This window comes from Pedomonas mirosovicensis, from assembly GCF_022569295.1.
Lineage (GTDB): Bacteria > Pseudomonadota > Alphaproteobacteria > Sphingomonadales > Sphingomonadaceae > Pedomonas > Pedomonas mirosovicensis.
This window is the reverse complement of sequence record NZ_JAKFIA010000002.1, coordinates 842282-859725: the sequence shown is the minus strand read 5'-3', so window position 1 is coordinate 859725 and position 17444 is coordinate 842282. Positions and strand designations below refer to the sequence as shown.

Below are 17444 nucleotides of genomic sequence, written 5' to 3'. Positions count from 1 at the left end.
ATATAGTTTTATATTCGTCGCCACCGCGCCATGGTCGAAGGCAAAGGAGCCCGGCGTTGCAGGCGCATTTTTGGGGCGGCCGAAATTTCAGTTTTGTTTGAGCGCTTTATTGTTTTTGGCCTCAAAAGATTGGGAGAAGAACACATAAAAAAAGGGCGCGCCTTGCCGAAGGCGCGCCCCAGTGGCAGCTTTTCTTGTTGTTTATATCCTGCGCTCAGGCGGCCTTGCGGCGGCGCAACCATGCTGCGCCAGCAAGCCCAAGGCCCAGCAGGCCGAGGGCCGCCGGCTCCGGCGCTTCCGCCGGTGGGCCGTTCGAAGCGCCGCCGATGCCGACGGTGAGGCCGTGCCAGAATTCGTTGTTCAGATCCGTGAACGTGATTGAGGTATAGGTGCCATCGAGGCGGATCACGCCGTGAAATTCGCCGTTGGTCTCAAAACCCGTTCCGCCGTTGATAAGGGTGATATCGCCGCTGCCGAAAATGCCGGCGCCGGAGCTGATGAGCTCAATCTCACTGTCGAACAGGGTTGTCTGGCCATTCCAGCTGAGGAAGGCAAGATAGGGGTCCTCAACGGCCTGGCTGAAAGTGATGGTTCGCGTGCCGGCTTGGTCAAGCTGGATCAGGTCATCGCCTGGCGGGGCGTTTTCCACGATGCCGCTGGTATAGGCAGGAGGGATACCCTCGTTCCAATAGCCGCTGCTGCCGCCGGTTATGACGCTGCTGTAATTCCCTTGGAAGGTCACGCCAATGGCCTGGCCTTCATGGTTGATCTGGCCGGAGGCGGTGGAATCTTGGCCGCTTTGCCAGTCCGTCCAACTTACAACGACGGCCTGGGCAGAGGATGCGGAACCTGCAAGCAATGCCGCTACAAGAAGCGTGTGAAGCATTCTGTTCATGGTCGTCATCCTTTTGTTGACCAGGCCAATCTCAGCAAGGGCCATGCCAAAAGGGGAAGTCTCGGAAATACAGGGGATTTGTATTAATCTATATGGCCTAAGTGTAAGCCGTTTCGACGTTGATACAGACATATCAATCATTCGTCTCGTCCCGGCCGATGGTGTGACACGGATGCCGGCGCCACGCGTTCTAGGGGCCGAACGGCCCCAGCCTCTTGAAATCGCATGGCCAAGGCCGCAATTGCTTGTAACGGAAGGGAAATGCCCACCCGCTCCAGCCAGAGGAGGCCACCATTACCGACGCAACCGAAAACCCGCTGCTTCAAGACGCGGATCTGCCCGCCTTTGCCGATATCCGCGCGGAGCATATCGGCCCGGCCGTCGATGCGGTGCTCGCGGAGCACGCCGCCGCCATGGCCCGCATCACGGACCCCTCGACGCCGCGCACCTTCGAGGATGTGCTGATGGCCAAGGAGCGGGCGGACTTTGCCGTCAGCCGCGCCTGGGCCCCGGTCTCCCACCTGCACAGCGTCGCCGACACGCCCGAGTTGCGCGCCGCCTATGGCGAGGCCCAGCCCAAGCTCACCGCCCATTATCTGGAGGTGGGCCAGAACCGCGCGCTTTACGCCGCCATTCGCGCCGTGGCGGAGATGGGTAGCCTGAACACCCTTCCGCCCGCCGCGCGCGCCCTGGTGGACCATTCCTTGCGTGACTTTCGCCTCTCCGGCGTCGCGCTGGAGGAGCCGGAGCGCACCCGCTTTCGCGAGATCGGCATTGAGCTCAGCAAGCTTTCCACCGAATTTTCCAACGCCGTGCTTGATGCCACCGAGGCGTGGTCCGAGCACATTACGGACGAGGCGGCCCTCAGGGGTCTTCCTGCGTCGGACAAGGGCGTGCTCGCTGCCTACGCCAAGGCCAAGGAGAAGGACGGCTGGCTGGTGACGCTCCATCAGCCGAGCGTGCAGGCCATCCTCACCTATGCCGACGATCGCAAACTGCGCGAACGCGTCTATCACGCCTTCAACACCCGCGCCTCCGACCAGGGACCGAACGCCGGGGAATATGATAACAGCGCGCGCATCGAGCGTATCGTCGCGCTGCGCCACGAAGCGGCAAGGCTGCTCGGCTTCGCCAACAGCGCGGCGCTGTCGCTGGAACCCAAGATGGCCCGCACCCCGCAGGAGGTGATCGCTTTCCTCCGCGACCTTGCCGCCAAGGCCCGCCCCGTCGCGCAGCAGGACCTGGATGACCTGCGCGCTTTTGCGGCCAGTGAACTGGGGATCAAGGATCTCCAGCCGTGGGATGTGGGCTATGCTTCCGAGAAGCTGCGCCTTGCCCGCTTCGCGGTGAACGAGGAGCAGATCAAGCCCTATTTCCCGCTGCCGAAAGTCCTCTCCGGCGCCTTCGCCCTGTTCGAGCGGCTGTTCGGCATCACGCTCCACCGCCGTACGGACGTGGAGACCTGGCACCCGGATGCGGCCTTTTACGAGTTGCACAATGGGCAAGGCGAGGCGTTTGCGGGCATCTACATCGACCTCTTCGCCCGGTCGGCCAAGCGTGGCGGGGCGTGGATGGGCGTATGCCGCTCCCGCTTCCGCGAGGCGGACAAGGTGCACTGGCCTGTGGCCTATCTCACCTGCAATTTCGCGCCGCCCACGGCCGATACGCCCGCGCTCCTCACCCACCGGGACGTGCTGACCCTGCTGCATGAGTTCGGCCACGCCCTGCACCATCTGCTGACGGAAGTAGACCTGCCCTCCGTCGGCGGCATCACCGGCTTCGAGTGGGACGCGGTCGAACTCCCCAGCCAGCTGATGGAAAACTTCGCCTGGAACAAGGAAGCCCTCGGCCTGCTCTCCGGCCACTACCAGACAGGCGAGCCGCTGCCCGACGAGCTCCTTGAAAAAATGCTCGCCGCCCGCCGTTTCCAGGCGGGGCTGTTCCTGGTGCGCCAGCTGGAGTTCGGCCTGTTCGATTTGCGCCTGCACCTCGAATATGAGCCCGAAAAGCCGGTGCGCGTGCTCGACCTCCTCAACGAAGTGCGGCAGGAGGTGGCGGTCATCATCCCGCCCGAGTGGCACCGCTTCCCCCACGCCTTCAGCCACATTTTTGCCGGCGGCTATGCGGCAGGCTACTACAGCTACCTGTGGGCCGAACTCCTCTCCGCCGACGCCTTCGAGCGGTTCGAGGAAGTGGGCGTGCTCAGCAGCGAGGCAGGCCTTGCCTTCCGCGAACACATCCTCGCCAAAGGCGCATCCCGCCCCGCACTCGACAGCTTCATCGCCTTCCGTGGCCGGGAGCCCAAGCCGGACGCCCTGCTGCGGTCCTACGGGCTGGCGGGGTGATTATTGGGTAGTTTTTTGCAGGAGGGGCTTGCCCCTCCTGCACCTCCCATTTGTATTTCAGGCTGAGCCCGGTCGTTCGGTCAGGGCGCGAATAATCAAAACAAGAGGGACGCGCCCGGTCAAACCCAGGTGCGTCCCTTTTTCCATTTTCCAGTGTGCGCCGGAAACACGCCCCGATAAAACGAATGGGAGGCGCAGGAGGGACCGAGTCCCTCTGCAAAAAAACCTCTCACAAATAAATCATCACAGCCGCACGCGGATCGCTCCATACACGGCCCGCTTCGGCGCGGGGGCGAAGAGGCGCTGCGTGCCGTCGTACCACACGTAGGCGTAATCTTCGCTGGCGAGGTTGTTCACCTGCGCGGAGACCTCGACGGCGGGGGTCAGCTGGTAGGCGGCCTCGAAATTGAGGACCACATAGTCGCCGTAGCGGCCTGCATCGTTGGCGGGGTCCAGTTCGTAGCTGGACTGGCCGTTGCCCCAGAGGGAGAGGCGCAAGGATCGGGTGGGCGTATAGTCGATGCCGCCGGAGAACACATTCTCGGGCACGTGGTCGATCCAGTTGCCGCGCTGGGAGGGCGTTGCCGGGTCCGGCTCCACGATGATGGCGCGCTGGCGCGACCATGCCGCCCACAGCTCGATCTCAGACAGGGGGCGAGGCTCAACTGCACGTCCGTGCCCTTGCGCCGCGTTTGGCCCAGGTTGTCGAAATCGCCGGAGGGGTCATTGAGGCGGCGCTTGATTTCGCCTGTGGCGGTTTGCTTCCATAGGGCGGCGCGCACGGTGAGCCATTTTCCGGCGGCGTACTTCACGCCCGCTTCCCAGCCTTCGTTGATGGAAGGGTCGAGGTCGCGGTCACGCGGCGGCACCTTGTACGCGCCCGAGCCCACGCCGATCTGGAAGGCGCGGCCCCAGTTGCCGTAGACCGTCACGCCGTCGAGAGGACGCACCGCCACGTTGAATTTCGGCTGGCTGATGGTGCCGTAGTCGTTGATGTCATAGGTGGCATTCACCAGCCGGTCGGTGAAATCGCCCGAGACCCGGTCGAAGCGCCAGGCGGGCGTCAGCGTCAGCCACGGCGTCGGCTCGATGATCGCCTGCACATAGCCGCCGTAGACGGTCATGTCGAAACTATGGTCCCGCGTCTGCGCGGTGGGCACGCGCCGGTCCGTTAAGAACCGCAGGCTCTCGTTGTCCTGAATTTGAAAATCCCCGCCCGCCTCGATCATCACGCTGTGCAGGCCCGAGACCACCGGGTGGTAATGCAGCGCGAACAGGCCGCCGTACTGCCATTCCTTGGTGAGCCGCTGCTGCTGGGAAACGCTCTCTGAAAAGCGCACGTAGCGATCATCCCAATAGCCGTTGGCATAGCCCTTGGCGGTAAGGGAAAGCGCGGGCGCAATATCCGCGTCCAGATGCAGGCTGTATTGCTGGAGGCGGCGCTTGCCGCCGTCCGTCTCGGAAATGGCGTAGGACTGGCGGGGGGCTGCTTTGGCATCCTCTTCGGTCAGGTAGCCCGGCTCCTGCGCTTTTGCCCTGGAATAGCGGGCAATGGCGCCCAGCCGGACACTGCCGAAATCATAGAACCATTTGCCTGCGAGGTTGAGGCGGTTGAGGTCCGCATGACGGCGGTAGCTGCCCGTGTCCCGGTAGCCAAGGAAGTAATTCTGGGTGAAATCGCCGCTCTCGTAGCCGGCGGAAACCTGGCCCTCGTAGGTGTCGTAGGCTCCGGCCAGAACCTTTGCATCCAGATAGGTGCCCCCTAAGCGGGTCAGGATATTGGCATTGCCGGCGATGCTGTGCAGGCCATGGCGCGGGTCGGATGTGCCGCGCACCAGCTCGATGCCAGCAATGTCCAGCGGCATCACCATATCGATGAAGCCCATGCCGCCGTCGTTGGCATTGCTGGGGATGCCGTCGATGAGCAGCTTGACCGCGTTGACCTCGCCCTCGCCGTTGAAGCCGCGAATGGAGAAGCGGCCCGAGGTGGTGCCCTGGTCGAAATCGGTGAGCGTCACGCCCGGCAGGCGGGCGAACATTTCCCAGGTGTTGTTGACGCTCTGCCGCTGGGCGATGTCGCTGCCCAGCACGTCGACGGAGGTGAGCACGCCCGCGGTGGAGCGGGCCATGCCGGAGGCGGTGACGACGATATCGCCCACCGTGAAGTTGGTGTCTTGGGCCTGTGCGCTGGGCGCAGCAAGGCAGATGGCGGCCAAGGCGGCGCCAGGAATGTGTTTCATTGCAAAATTTCCCAATATCGCGCTGACGGCGGCGCGGATGGGTGCCCCGCCGCCAGGGAATGACCGGCTCAGGATGAACGGCTGACGAGGCGTTGCAGCTTCCGCAAAGCAACCTCACGGGGTTCATGCATGTCGATGGTGCCGGCAAAATTGCCGTCCGCATCCATCAGGAACACGGTTGCCGTGTGGTCGATGGTGTAGTCGTCGCTGCCCTGCGGCACCTTCTCGAAGAAGACCCGGTAGGCGCGGGCGATTGTTTTCAGCTGCTCGTCCGTGCCGGTGAGGCCGATAATCGGCGCATCGAACAGGGTGAGGTACTGTTTGATATCCTCAGGCTTGTCCTGCTCCGGATCCACCGAGACGAAGACGATGTTCAGCCTGTTCCCGTCCGGCCCCAGCTGCTTGTGCAGCAGGCTGAGGTCGTTGAGGGTGGTCGGGCACACGTCCGGGCAACGGGTGAAGCCGAAGAAGATGGCAAAGGGCTTGCCCTTCAGGGTTTTATCCGTGACCGTGCGGCCTTCCGTATCCGTCAGGGCGAACGGCCCGCCGATGGCGGGGCGGACCAGCGCGGCGGTCTCCTGGGGCATGGGTGCATGGAATTTCTGCCACGCCAGCATGCCGCCGAGCGCTGCCAGAACCACAACCACAGTCGCCCACAGGATGCGCCGCAGCGCGCGCAGGCGATCAGTGGTTGCCATGATGCTCAGCCTCGCCGCGCTTGCCGTGATCCGAAGCCGGGGCTGGCTGGTAGGCGAGGGTTTCCACCTTGAAGGAAACCTCGACCTTGCCCGCCTTGGCGAACTCAAGCGTGGCGGGAATGGATTCGCCTGCCTTGAGCGGCGCCTTGAGGCCGACGAGCATGAGGTGGTAGCTGCCCGGCTTCAACTCCAGCTTGCCGTTGGCGGGCACTTCGACGCCATTGGGTTGCGGGCGCATCCGCATGATGCCGTTGTCCATCGAGACGGCATGGATTTCCAGCTTTTCAGCGGCGGGCGTGGTGCCGCCGAGGAAGCGGTCGGCTTGCCCGCCAGTGTTGATGATGGTCAGATATCCCGCGCCGGTCTTGGCGCGCGGCGCGGTCTCGCGCGACCACGGATGCTTGATGGAAAGCGTGCCGGCTTTGAATTCGTGGGCCACCGCCAGCGGGGCGGCGAGGGTGGAAAGCGCCAGCGCGGCGGCCAGCGTCGAGGTGAATTTGGTCATCTGTTGTCTTCCGTTCCCCGGCGCGCATGGGCGCGCCGCATGTCGACTGAAAAATTGGTTCAGGATCAGGCGCGGGCGGGAACGGGCGGGGCGCGCAGGGGCGGGCGCAGCCAGGAGACGGCGCGGCGCAGCGCGGATGTCGCGCGCCATGGGCTTGCGGTGAGAAGAAACGCCAGGGCGATCGCCAGCAGCGTCGCCGGGGTGGCGGGAAGCAGCGGCAGGCCGAGGCTGGCAAAGGCGCAAACGGACGTGGCAAGGTTCTGCTTGTCCCCCGGTTTACTCGGGGACGTGCCGTCCTGCGGTGCGCCGTTGTCGTCGACCGTGGCGCTCACCAGCCCCTGGCCCGTGCAGAGCGTCACCACCCAGCCATCGCCCAGCCGCTCGGGCATGAAGCCGGCGGGAAGGGCCGCGCGCCAGAACAGCGCAAGCAGGCTCACCAGCAGCAGGGCTGCCTGGAAGCCGCTTGGGCGCATATGGCGGGCACGGGTCATGCCGTTCTCATAGCTCGGTTTTTCAGCAGGGCAAGTTTCCCATGTGTCGCAGGCGTTCTGTCGCAGGGCTACTTCAGCCACAGCCGCAGGATGTAGGCGACGGCGCCAACGACGGCGACGCTTGCCGCCCACAGCCCCACGAACCAGAGCAGCCGCCGCCACAGGGGAGGGGGCGGGTTCGGCGGCGGGGAGGCTGCCATCAATGATAGCCCTCGTGCCCCACCTTGCCCCGGAACACCCAGTAGGCATAGCTGGTGTAGGCGAGAATGAGGGGGATCAGCACGGCCGCGCCCACCAGCATGAACACCTGGCTCTTCTCCGGCGCGGCGGCCTCCCAGATGGTGATCTGGTCGGGGACGATATAGGGGTAGAGGCTGATGCCCAGCCCCGCGAAGGTAAGGGCGAACAGGAACAGCGACAGGATGAACGGCGAGCGCTCGCGCTTGCGCTTGAAGGCGAAGTAGAGCGCCACCGACGTGATGAGAACCAGAAGCGGCACCTGCGCGGTAAAGAGCACGTTGGGCCAGTTGAACCACCGCTCGAAATAGGCTTGGCTGAGGTAAGGCGTCGCGCCGCTGACGACGGCGATGGCGACCAGCAGCAGGCCGGCGAACCAGCGGGCATAGCGGCGGGCCTTGGCCTGCAGCTCGCCCTCGGTCCGCATGATGAGCCAGGTGGAGCCCAGGAGGGCATAGCCGATGGCGACGCTGACGCCGGTGACGACACTGAACGGCGTCAGCCAGTCCCACCAGCCGCCGCCATAGCTGCGCCCGTCCACCCGGATGCCTTGCAGGATCGCGCCGAGCGCGACGCCCTGCGACAGGGCGGCGATGAGCGAACCGCCGAAGAACGCCCCGTCCCAGAACGGCCGGTGACCGGGGTCGCGCCAGCGGAACTCGAAGGCGACGCCCCGGAAGATGAGCGCCAGCAGCATGGAGATGATGGGCACGTAGATCGCCGGCATGATGATGGCGTAGGCCAGTGGGAAGGCGGCCAGGAGGCCGCCGCCGCCCAGGATAAGCCAGGTTTCGTTGCCGTCCCACACCGGCGCGATGGAATTCATGGCGGTGTTGCGCTCCTCCCCCACGTGGAGGGTGGGAAAGAGGATGCCGATGCCGAGATCGAAGCCGTCCATCACCACATAGGCGAACACCGCAAACGCGATGATGAAGGCCCAGAGGGTGGTCAGGTCGAAATTGTATTCCATCTTCGCCTCACTTGGCCGGTGGGATCGGTTGGGTGGCGTGCAGCGAGCGCTCGGGGTTGACCGACGGCGCGGGGGTGATGCCGGCGGTGCGGATCGGCCGGTCGGGGCCTTCCTCCACGCCCGGCTCGCCGCGATGGGGCGGATGGCTCATCAGCTTCAGGATGTACCAGGTGCCAACGCCGAATACCGCGAAGTAGATCACGATGAAGGCGATGAGCGAGGTGGCCACCACCGGGGCGTCCAGCGGCGAGACGGAGTCCGCCGTCCGCAGCAGCCGGTAGACCGTGTAGGGTTGCCGCCCCACCTCGGTCGTCACCCAGCCGGCGATGACGGCGATGAACCCGGCCGGGCCCATAAGGGTGGCGAAGCGGTGCAGCAGCGGCCAGTCGTAGAGCCGCTTGCGCCAGCGGGCGTAGAGGCTGAGGAGGCCGAGCGTGAGCATGAGAAGGCCGAGGCCGACCATGATGCGGAACGACCAGAAGACGATGGGCACCGGCGGCCACTCGGAACGGTCGACCGAATCAAGCCCCTGCAGCGGGGCATTGAGATCGTGGTTGAGGATGAGGGACGATGCGCCGGGAATCGAAATCGCGCCGTGAACCTTTGCCGCCTCCATGTCGGGTATGCCGAACAGGATCAGCGGAGCGTGGCCTTCCGGATGGCTCTCGAAATGGCCCTCCATCGCCGCAATCTTGATCGGCTGGTGGTGGAGGGTGTTGAGGCCGTGCAGGTCGCCCGCGATGATCTGGATGGGCGCGGCGACCACCACCATGCCCATGGCCATGGAGAACATGCGCTGCGCGCCCTTGTTGGCGCTGTTCCGCAGCAGATGCCAGCCGCCGACCGCGCCAACCACCAGCGCCGTCGTCAGGTAGGCGGCCAGAACCGTGTGGACGAGGCGGAAGGGAAAGCTGGGATTGAAGATGATGTCCAACCATTGCTCGGGCAGGAACTGGCCGTTCTCGCCCATCACGTAGCCCCTCGGGGTGTGCATCCAGCTGTTTGCGGACAAAATCCAGAAGGCGGAGATGAAGGTGCCCAGCGCCACCATCAGCGTTGCGGCGAAATGCAGCTTCGGCCCCACCCGGTTCATGCCGAACAGCATGACGCCAAGAAAGCCGGCCTCGAGGAAGAAGGCGGTCAGCACCTCGTAGGCCATCAGCGGTCCCATGACGGGTCCGGCCCGTTCGGAGAACACCGACCAGTTGGTGCCGAACTGGTAGGACATGACGATGCCGGAGACCACGCCCATGGCAAAGGCGATGGCGAAGATCTTGAGCCAGTACTTGAAGAGGTTGAGATAAACCTCGCGCTTGGTGAACAGCCACATTCCCTCCAGCACCGCCAGGTAGCTGGCAAGGCCAATCGAGAATGCGGGAAAGATGAAGTGAAAGCTTACCGTGAACGCGAATTGCGCTCGGGCAAGGAGAAGGGCGAGTTCGGAATCTGCCATGATCCGGCACCTGTCCAGATGAGCCGCCGTGCTTTGCCTTGAGTTTGTACAACGCGAGGATCAGCTGCAAGGCTGCAATACGACGCACTCCGGCGGGCAGGCCGCGCGGCGGATTATTGGGGGCGCGTTCGGCCCGATACGGCGATTCTGCCAGGCAAGAGATTGAATCGTATAATATTTTTTCGAACGCGATGGGTGGCGACCGTCAAGGATTGCGCTATAGAGCGGTCCGGACATAGTTGCGCGTAAGAGGGGGCGGAATGGCGAAGGATGGCAGGAAGGGGGCGATCCCGTTGTATCATCAGATCTTTCTGATGCTGCGGGATGAAATCCTCAGCGGGCAGCGGCCCTTCGGCAGCTTGGTTCCCACAGAGCAGGAGGTGGGCGCGCAGTTCTCCGTCTCCCGCATCACGGCGCGGCGGGCGCTGGACGAGCTTGCCCAGGCCGGGCTTGTCGAGCGGCGGCGGCGCACCGGCACGCGGGTGATCCACCGCTCGACCGGCCGCACGATCGAGGCGGATCTGAACCAGGCGGTCGAAGTGCTCATTACCCCTGGTCAGAACACCAGCCTGCAGATCCTTGAGGAAGTCGTGGAAACGGCCGATCCCGCCATCGCCGCTCGCCTGCGGCTTGAGAGCGGAGCGGAAGTGGTGCGTGTCGTTGGGGTGCGCGAGTTCGAGGGCGCGCCGCTTGGCGAAATCACCAGCTGGCTGCCGGTGCGGTATCGAAGCGCGCTCAACCATCGCGGCATCATCGAGAAATCCATCATGACCCTGCTGCGCGAGGCGGGCGTCAAGATCAGCGGGGCGCACCAGAGCATTGAGGCGCGGGTGGCGGACCCCCATCTGGCCGAGCGGCTGGCCATCGAGGCGCGCGCGCCGGTGCTCCGCATCGAGCGGCTGGTGGAAGACGATGCGGGCCAGCCCGTGCAGTTGACTGTCGCCCATTACCGGGCCGATCGCTACCGCATCAGCCATGATCTGCACTCCAGCTACAAGATGGCCCCTGATCTGCGCTGAGGTTGCGGCGGCGCGCGCAAGGCATCGTGGCGGCGTCCCGCCCCGTGCGACAGCTTTTGACAAGCAGGGCAATTGCCGCCTATGCCCTTCAAACAAGCCTTGGCGAATAAGTCTTGGCAAACAATTGCTTATACAAAGTGGGCAAAGGCGGGACGATGAACAGGCGGGCACCTCTGGCGGGCACTTTGCTCCAAGCTCTGCGTTGGTGAGCTTATGCAGCCGCCTTTCCGTCTGGTTTCCTTGACGTTTTTCGTCTCCTCCAGCCTCCTTTGCCTCTCGGCTCAGGCGCAGGAGGCGGCCGCGCCCCAGCCCGCCCAGCCCGTCTCGCCTAGCCAGCCCCCCGCCGCGCCGGCGCCCGCCGGCCTGCCGGCTATCCCCGATATCAGCGTGCCCTGGCCGGACTTGGATGCCTTTCCCCCGCCGGAGGAGCGGGCGGGGCGGCGGCGTTTCGGCCAGCCGCTGCGCTATACGGTTGAGATCGTGGGGCTGGATCCGCTGGGGCTCGAGGGTCGCTTCCGCGAACTCTCCACCCTCATTGCGGAGAACAAGGGCGAGGCCCTGCCGTCGCAGATCAACCGCCGGGCGAGGGCCGACGCGGATACCATCCGCCAGCTGCTGGAATCGGTCGGCTACTATGCATCGACCGTCGATACGGCCATTGCCCGCCAGCCCGATGCGCCGGAGCGGGCGACCGTCACCCTCACCGTTGCGCCTGGCCCGCGCTATGCCTTCAGCGCCATCCGGCTGCGGTTCCCCCGCGAGACGAGCGAGGCCAACCGCACCGCGATCCGGGAGATGTTCCCGCTCTTCCCCGGCGATCCCATCGTGGCGGCGGATGTGGAAGAAGCCGAAACCCAGCTGCGCCTGAAGCTTCCCCAGCGCGGCTATCCCTTTGCCGAGCTGGGCGCGCGGCAGGTGGTGCTTGACGATCTGGAGCACACCGGCACCTACGCCTTGCCGGTCACGCCCGGCCCGCTCAGCGTGTTCGGGGACTTCCGCATGACCGGCGACCGGCTGTTCGACGAGAAGCACCTCGATGTGCTGGCCCGGTTCAAGTCCGGCGATCCCTACGATGCCCGCGATGTGGAGGACCTGCGCCAGACGCTCGTTGCCACCGGCCTCTTCTCCCGCGTGGCGCTGCGCCCGGTGCTGACCGAGGAGCGCACCGAGGAGGGCCTCGCCGTCGTTGACATGGAGGTGGATACCGGGGCCGGGCCGCAGCGGCGGGTGGCGGCGCGCGGGGGGGTATGCCACCGGCGAGGGCTTCAAGGTGGAAGGCGAGTGGACCCACCGCAACCTGTTCCCGCCGGAGGGCGCGTTCACCGTGCGGGCGACGGCGGGCACCAAGGATCAGAGCCTCGGCGCGGAGCTGCGCCGTTCCAATGCCGGCAAGCGGGCCCGCAGCCTGTTCGTTCTGACCGAGGCCGTGCGGGAAACCCGCGACGCCTACAGCGCCTATGCCCTGCGGGCGGCCGCTGGCCTGCAACGCGAGCCCGACATCGCGCTGGAGCGGCGCTGGGGCTATTCCATCGGTTCCGAGGTGGTGGCCACCAACCAGCGGGACCGCAGCCTCTTCGCCGAGGAGGGGGATACGAACGGCCGCCGCCGCACCTTCTTCATCGTGGCGCTGCCCTTGCAGGGCAAGTACGACGGCTCCAACGACCTGCTCAATCCCACGCGCGGCTTTCGCGTCGCAACGCAGGTGACGCCGGAAGCGGCCTATCAGGATGGCATCTTCGGCTATACCCGCCTGCGGCTGGACGCCAGCGCCTACCTGCCGCTGAGCGGCGAGGACCTGGTGCTGGCCGGCCGCGCCGCCCTGGGGTCCATCCTCGGTGCCAGTCGCGACCGCATCGCCCCCAGCCGCCGGTTCTACTCCGGCGGCGGCGGATCGGTGCGCGGCTTCGGCTTTGAGGAGCTGGGGCCAAAGGACGCGGACAACGATCCGCTCGGCGGCCGCTCGCTGGCGGAAGCGTCAGCGGAGTTGCGCTACCGGTTCGGAAACTACGGCCTGGCGGCGTTTGTTGATGCGGGCCAGGTCTATACCGATGCCCTGCCGACCTTCTCCGACCTGCGCTACGGCGCTGGCATCGGCGCGCGTTACTACACGGCCTTCGGTCCCATCCGGTTCGATGTGGCAACGCCGCTCAACCGGCGCGAGGGCGACCCGAAGGTCGCCGTCTACATCTCGATCGGGCAGGCCTTCTGATGGAAACGGACACCGCAACCCCAGAACCGGCTCCGGCCCCCCGCCCGAAGCGGAAGGCCCGCAAGATCCTGCGCGCCCTGGGCATCGGCGTGGTGGCGCTCGCTGTTCTTGCCGTTGTCCTGGCGCTGGCAATCAACACCGGGCCGGGCCGCGGCTTCCTCGTCCGCCAGATCGGCAATCTGGAGCCGGAGTCCGGCCTTAAGGTCCGCATCGGGCGGATCGACGGCTCGCTCTACAGCCGCTTCACCGTGCATGACCTGCGGCTCTATGATCTGGACGGCCAGTTCCTCGCCATTCCGGAAGTAACGGTCGACTGGAAGCCCGCCCCGCTTCTGAAAAAGCATGTTGTCCTGAACAGCGTGCACGTGCCCAGCCTCACGCTCTCCAGCCTGCCGCGTCTCAACGAGACGCCGAAGGAGCCGGACCAGCCGCTGTTCCCCGATATCGACATCACGCTTGGCGCGTTGAAGGCGAAGACCATCATCATCGGCCCTGCGGTTGCGGGGCGGCAATATGTGGCGACGGCCACGGCCAGCGGCCAGCTGGCCCAGGGGCGGCTCAACCTGCGGGCGGATGCCAGCGCCGACGCCGGAGACCGCATCCGCCTGCGCCTGCTGGCGGAGCCGGACCGCAACCGGCTCGACATCAACGCCCGCATCGATGCGCCCGCCACCGGCCTGGTGGCGGGGCTTGCTGGGCTCGACCGGCCGCTGGCGCTACGGGTGGACGGCGCGGGCCAGTGGAGCCAGTGGGATGGCACGCTGAGCGGCAGGCTCGGCGGCGAAGAGCTGCTGACATTCAACATCCAAGGGCAGGATGGCGCCTTCACCTTCGACGGCCGGGCGGTCCCGTCCCTGCTGCTGCCCGAAGGCCCTGCCGCGCGCCTTGTCTCGCCGGCCGTCGACATCCACCTTACGGCCCGCTTCGCGCAGCCCCGCATCATCACGCGCGTCAGCCTGTCCGCCCCGGCCTTTACCGTTCGCGCGGGCGGCGCCATCGATACCGAAACCAGCCGTCTCAGCATGGTGCGGGTCAATGCGCGCCTGCTGGAACCGGGAACGGTCATGGAGGGCGTGAGCGGGAAGGATATCGCCCTTGATGCCATTCTCAACGGTCCCATGGCGCGGCCGACCGTCACCTACGACCTGACGGCGGCCCGGCTCGGCTTCGAGGGACGGGCGGCGACGCAACTGAAGGCCGAAGGCTCGGTCGTCATGGCGGCCGGGGGCGCATCACCGCGCCGGTGACGCTGTCCGCCGCTGCTGTCGAGGGACTGCCGGAGGCTGCCGGCGGGCTGCTCCGCCGCCTGCGCCTGAACGGCATTATCGAGATCGCGCCGGAGAAGATCGGCGTGGACAAGCTCGCCTTCCGCAGTGACCAGATTTCCGGCCGCGCCACTTTTGCCTACGCGCCCAGGAGCGGCGGCTACAGCGCGGATGTGGATGGCGAGGTGAAGCAATACGCGGTGGCCGGGTTCGGCGTCGTTGCCGCCACGGTCGATGCCCGCATTGCGTCCGACCCGCGCACCGGGGCGCTGCAACTCAGCGGCGACGCAACCGCCCGCGCCCTGCGGCTGGACAACGACGCGGCAAAGGAATTCCTCGGCGGCCTGCCGGTGTTCACCGTCTCGGCCCGCCAGCGTGCTGATGGCGCCATCGTGCTCCGCACCGCCCGGCTGCAGGCCCCGCGCTTCCAGTTCGAAACCCAGCGCGCCGTCTACACGCCCGACGGGCGCATCGACGTGGCGGCCTCCGGCCAGTCCGCCGCCTACGGGCCGTTCACGCTGACGGCGGAGGGCGCGGCAAGCCGCCCGAAGGCAACCCTTGCCCTGCGCCGCCCGAACCTCGGGCTCCGGCTGCATCACGTCACCCTGGCGGCAACGCCAGAGCCTGCCGGTTATTTCGTGGCGCTTGATGGCCGCTCGCCCCAGGGGCCTTTGCGCGGGCGCATTCACGTGGTGCTGGAGGAAGGTCCGCTGGCAGCGCAGATCGATGAGTTGCGTTTCGCCGATCTTGCCCTCAAGGGCCGGGTGCAGCAGACCGAGGCCGGGCCCGTCGCCGGCACGCTGGCGCTGAACGGCGCGGGGCTCAGCGGCCAAGTGCGCCTCGCCGCCGAAGGCGATGTGCAGCGGGCGGATGCCACGCTCCAGGCCTTGCGGGCCCGCCCGCCCATCCTGCCGGCGCTCACCATTGGCCAGGGTTCGCTCGAGGCCAGCCTGCGCCTGCCCGAAGGCGCGCCGGACGTGACCGCGCGCTTCACCGGCCGCCAGATTCGCTACGGCGAGGTCCGCATCGATGAAACCTCCGGCACTGCCAACTATCAGGGCGGCACCGGCAAGGCGAACATCACGCTCGCGGGCCGCTACAACACGCCCTTCGACATGACGCTCTCCGCCGAAATGGCGCCGGAGCGGGCGCAGGTGAGCTTCAACGGTACGCTCGCCAAGCGGCGCATCCGTCTGGAGGCCCCGGCGGTGGCCGAGCGCACCGCGACGGGCTGGCGGCTCAACCCCGCCACCTTGCGGCTGGCCGGCGGCCGGCTGACGGTGCAGGGCGAAACCGGCGAGACGACAACGCTCCAGGCCCAGCTGGCGGGGCTCAACCTCGGCTTCCTTGATGCCATCGACCCCGAACTGGGCTTCTCCGGCGCCATGTCCGGCACGCTGACCATGGCCTTGCCGCCGGCCGGCCAAACGCCGCGCGCCGATGCCCGCCTCGTCGTCAGCCGGTTGCAGCGGGCCGGGCTCGCCACCCAGTCGCCGCCGATCGACCTTGGCATCAACGCCTCCCTTAATGACCGGCAGGCAGCGGTGCGTGCCCTGGTGCGGTATGAAAAGGCCGTGGTTGGCGCGATGCAGGCGCGGCTCGCCCTTGCGCCATCGGCGCAGGAACAGGATTGGACAGCCCGGCTGCGAACCGCGCCGATGGCGGGCGGCCTGCGCTTCAACGGTCCGGTTGAGCTGCTCTGGGCGCTCAGCGCCATGAAGGACCACGAGCTGAGCGGCACGCTCAGCGTTGCGGCGGATCTCGGCGGCACTCCGACCCGTCCCTCCATCCGGGGATCGGTCACCACGGCAGACATGACCTACGAGAACGTCGCCTTCGGCACTCGCCTGCGAAACATCAAACTGGATGCCCGGTTCGATGGCTCGCGCGTGCGCCTTGCCTCGCTGGCCGGCGCGACGCCCGGTGGCGGCGGCTTCTCGGCCAGCGGCTATGCCGATCTCGACCCCGCCCGCGGCTTTCCCATGAACGTGGAGATCAAGCTCGACCATCTGCGGGCAGCCCAGACCGACGCCATGGAGGCCGTGATGAGCGGCCCCATCGTCATTCGCCGGGGGGCGAACGGCGGCATGATCGAGGGGAAGGTTCGCATCAACGAGGCGCGCTATCGCTTTACCGGCGTTGCCGCCGCCGAGGTGCCGCAGCTGACGGTACAGCGGGTGGGCGAGGCGGAGACGCTGCCCCGCGCGCGCCGGCAGGCGCAGGCGGAGGAAGAGGCGCAGCCCTCCGCGCCCGCCTTCAACCTCAACATCGATGTCGATGCCGACAACCGCATCTTCATTCAGGGAATGGGCCTGGATTCCGAGTGGGGCGTTGATCTCAACGTCGGCGGCACCGCGTCCACACCGGTCATCACCGGCACGGTTGAATCCGTGCGCGGCTCCTATTCCTTCGCCGGCCGCCGGTTCGACCTGAGCCGGGGCATCATCCGCTTCGACGGCGATTACCCGCCCGTACCCACGCTCGATATCGAGGCCGCTGCCACGGTCGAGGGCATCGAGGCCCAGCTGCAGGTGACAGGGCAGGCGCTCCAGCCCAGCATCAGCTTCTCCTCAACGCCCGCCCTGCCGCAGGACGAGATTCTCTCCCGCCTGCTGTTCGGCGGCTCGGTCACCGAACTCTCCGCCACCGAGGCCCTGCAACTGGGGGCGGCCGTCGCCTCGCTGCGCGGGGGCGGGGGCGGGCTCAACCCGCTCGGCAAGATGCGCCAGGCCACCAACATCGACCGGCTGCGGATCGTCGGCGGCGATGCGGCCACCGGGCGCAGCACGTCGCTGGCGGTCGGCCAGTATCTCACCGACGACGTGTATGTCGAGGTGGCGAGCGATGCCCATGGCAACACGCTCACCCAGCTGCAGATCGAGCTGACCAAGGCGCTCAGCATCCTCTCGCAGGTGGGCCGCGCGGGCAGCAGCAGCCTCCAGCTCCAGTACGCAAAGGATTATTGAGATAGTCTTGTGCAGGCTGGCTTTCTCGATGGAGCGGGAGACGAGGGCGATCCGGTCATGGGGATTTCCCCCGCCTCCCATCCTTGGATGGACCTTCGGGCGACGCCGAGCAGGGTGGCAAGCCGGCCCTTGGCCAGCCTGAGCCCGCGGG

Annotated in this window: 13 protein-coding genes and 1 pseudogene; 5 read left to right on the top strand and 9 right to left on the bottom strand. The window is 66.5% G+C overall.

Going from position 1 to position 17444, the window contains the following annotated elements; genetic code table 11:
• Positions 1-214 precede the first annotated feature (214 nt).
• Positions 215-940, bottom strand: a complete 726-nt coding sequence (locus L0C21_RS16495) for a PEP-CTERM sorting domain-containing protein (protein ID WP_259279488.1) — start codon at positions 938-940, stop codon at positions 215-217.
• A 248-nt stretch (positions 941-1188) separates the two neighbouring features.
• Here L0C21_RS16495 and L0C21_RS16490 point away from each other — a divergent pair, with 248 nt between their 5' ends.
• A complete protein-coding gene (locus tag L0C21_RS16490) occupies positions 1189-3240 on the top strand; it encodes a M3 family metallopeptidase (RefSeq protein ID WP_259279551.1) in 2052 nt (683 codons plus the stop codon).
• A gap of 243 nt (positions 3241-3483) precedes the next feature.
• Here the strand turns inward: L0C21_RS16490 and L0C21_RS16485 are convergent, their stop codons facing one another.
• From L0C21_RS16485 to L0C21_RS16450, 8 genes and pseudogenes are all read right to left on the bottom strand, one after another.
• Entirely contained in the window at positions 3484-3777 is a 294-nt protein-coding gene (locus tag L0C21_RS16485; RefSeq protein WP_259279550.1) for a TonB-dependent receptor, read from the bottom strand.
• Between the two features lie 179 nt (positions 3778-3956).
• A pseudogene (locus L0C21_RS16480) lies at positions 3957-5369 on the bottom strand (TonB-dependent receptor); the annotation flags it as partial.
• A 179-nt stretch (positions 5370-5548) separates the two neighbouring features.
• A complete protein-coding gene (locus tag L0C21_RS16475) occupies positions 5549-6178 on the bottom strand; it encodes an SCO family protein (protein WP_259279487.1) in 630 nt (209 codons plus the stop codon).
• Positions 6165-6683 (bottom strand): copper chaperone PCu(A)C, encoded by a 519-nt coding sequence (locus tag L0C21_RS16470; protein ID WP_259279486.1) that lies wholly within the window; start codon positions 6681-6683, stop codon positions 6165-6167. The genes L0C21_RS16475 and L0C21_RS16470 overlap by 14 nt, the downstream gene beginning before the upstream one ends.
• Positions 6684-6748: 65 nt before the next feature.
• A complete protein-coding gene (locus L0C21_RS16465; RefSeq protein WP_259279485.1) occupies positions 6749-7174 on the bottom strand; it encodes a hypothetical protein in 426 nt (141 codons plus the stop codon).
• A 68-nt stretch (positions 7175-7242) separates the two neighbouring features.
• The gene (locus tag L0C21_RS16460; protein ID WP_259279484.1) at positions 7243-7374 is read right to left on the bottom strand and encodes a DUF2474 family protein; all 132 of its coding nucleotides are present in this window, start codon (positions 7372-7374) and stop codon (positions 7243-7245) included.
• Positions 7374-8381, bottom strand: coding sequence for a cytochrome d ubiquinol oxidase subunit II (cydB, locus tag L0C21_RS16455; protein ID WP_259279483.1), 1008 nt, complete (start codon positions 8379-8381; stop codon positions 7374-7376). Before cydB ends, L0C21_RS16460 begins: the two co-directional genes overlap by 1 nt.
• Positions 8382-8388: 7 nt before the next feature.
• Positions 8389-9834: a cytochrome ubiquinol oxidase subunit I gene (locus L0C21_RS16450; protein WP_259279482.1), complete on the bottom strand. Its 1446-nt coding sequence runs from the start codon at positions 9832-9834 to the stop codon at positions 8389-8391.
• A gap of 293 nt (positions 9835-10127) precedes the next feature.
• Here L0C21_RS16450 and L0C21_RS16445 point away from each other — a divergent pair, with 293 nt between their 5' ends.
• The 4 genes from L0C21_RS16445 to L0C21_RS16430 all read left to right on the top strand — a co-directional run bounded on the left by L0C21_RS16445 (position 10128) and on the right by L0C21_RS16430 (position 17293).
• Positions 10128-10853 (top strand): GntR family transcriptional regulator, encoded by a 726-nt coding sequence (locus tag L0C21_RS16445; protein WP_259279481.1) that lies wholly within the window; start codon positions 10128-10130, stop codon positions 10851-10853.
• A 1186-nt stretch (positions 10854-12039) separates the two neighbouring features.
• On the top strand, positions 12040-13062 hold the full coding sequence (locus L0C21_RS16440; RefSeq protein ID WP_259279480.1) for an autotransporter assembly complex protein TamA: 1023 nt from the start codon (positions 12040-12042) through the stop codon (positions 13060-13062).
• Complete coding sequence (locus L0C21_RS16435; RefSeq protein ID WP_259279479.1) at positions 13062-14309, top strand: translocation/assembly module TamB domain-containing protein; 1248 nt, start codon at positions 13062-13064, stop codon at positions 14307-14309. The genes L0C21_RS16440 and L0C21_RS16435 overlap by 1 nt, the downstream gene beginning before the upstream one ends.
• On the top strand, positions 14306-17293 hold the full coding sequence (locus L0C21_RS16430; RefSeq protein ID WP_259279478.1) for a translocation/assembly module TamB domain-containing protein: 2988 nt from the start codon (positions 14306-14308) through the stop codon (positions 17291-17293). Before L0C21_RS16435 ends, L0C21_RS16430 begins: the two co-directional genes overlap by 4 nt.
• The last annotated feature ends 151 nt before the right edge of the window (positions 17294-17444 follow it).